This is a genomic window from Psychrobacter sp. NG254 (assembly GCF_015277735.1).
In the GTDB taxonomy this organism is placed as follows: domain Bacteria; phylum Pseudomonadota; class Gammaproteobacteria; order Pseudomonadales; family Moraxellaceae; genus Psychrobacter.
On sequence record NZ_JADHDA010000013.1, the window covers coordinates 1 to 1281 of the forward strand.

The following is a 1281-nucleotide window of genomic DNA, read 5'->3' on the forward strand; positions in this document are numbered from 1 at the left end:
CCAAAAAAAGAGGAAATACTCATGGCAAAGGCCAAGTTTGAACGTCTAAAACCACATGTCAACGTTGGTACCATCGGACACGTTGACCACGGTAAAACAACCCTAACAGCTGCTATCGCGACTGTAGCTGCAATCACTTCAGGTGGCGAAGCCAAAGACTACGCGTCTATTGACTCAGCACCAGAAGAAAAAGCACGTGGTATCACCATCAACACCTCACACGTAGAATATGACACAGAAGCACGTCACTATGCTCACGTAGATTGCCCAGGTCACGCCGATTATGTTAAAAACATGATCACTGGTGCGGCTCAGATGGACGGCGCAATCCTAGTCGTATCTGCAACTGACGGCCCTATGCCACAGACACGTGAGCACATCTTGCTTTCACGTCAGGTTGGCGTACCGTACATCATCGTATTCATGAACAAATGTGATGTTGTTGATGACGAAGAATTGCTTGAGCTAGTAGAAATGGAAGTACGTGAATTACTTTCTGACTACGACTTCCCAGGTGATGACACGCCAATCATCCATGGTTCAGCAACTGAAGCCCTAAAAGGCTCACAAGAAAAGTATGGCCAACCAGCTGTCGTAGAACTACTTAAAGTTCTAGACACCTACATCCCAGAGCCAGAGCGTGACGTTGACAAAGCATTCCTAATGCCAATCGAAGACGTATTCTCAATCTCAGGTCGTGGTACTGTTGTAACTGGCCGTGTTGAATCTGGTATCGTACGCGTTGGCGACGAAATCGAAATCGTTGGTATCCGTGACACTCAAAAAACCACCTGTACTGGTGTAGAGATGTTCCGTAAACTGCTTGACGAAGGTCGTGCAGGCGAAAACTGTGGCGTACTACTACGTGGTACTAAGCGTGAAGACGTACAACGTGGCCAAGTACTAGCTAAGCCAGGTTCAATCACTCCTCACACCAAGTTTGACGCTGAAGTATATGTGTTGAGCAAAGAAGAGGGTGGTCGTCACACACCATTCCTAAACGGCTATCGTCCACAGTTCTACTTCCGTACTACTGACGTAACTGGCGCAATCCAATTACAAGACGGTACTGAAATGGTAATGCCTGGTGATAACGTTGAGATGGGCGTAGAGCTTATCCACCCAATCGCTATGGACAAAGGTCTTCGCTTCGCTATTCGTGAAGGCGGCCGTACTGTAGGCGCTGGTGTTGTTGCTAACGTACTAAACTAATCTATTAGTCTCAGTAATGAGCTGCTAAGTTAGTCATAAAAAGGCCACCCTGTTTTGGGTGGCTTTTTT

At 47.0% G+C, this 1281-nt stretch carries 1 protein-coding gene; it reads left to right on the forward strand.

Annotation, left to right across the window (positions count from 1 at the left end):
* The first annotated feature begins 21 nt into the window (after positions 1-21).
* Positions 22-1212 (forward strand): elongation factor Tu, encoded by a 1191-nt coding sequence (gene tuf, locus IP510_RS13580; RefSeq protein ID WP_194365355.1) that lies wholly within the window; start codon positions 22-24, stop codon positions 1210-1212.
* The last annotated feature ends 69 nt before the right edge of the window (positions 1213-1281 follow it).

Excerpts from the sequence above, each read along its gene's own strand:
- tuf (WP_194365355.1), top strand. The coding sequence starts at position 22 with ATGGCAAAGGCCAAGTTTGAACGTCTAAAACCACATGTCAACGTTGGT.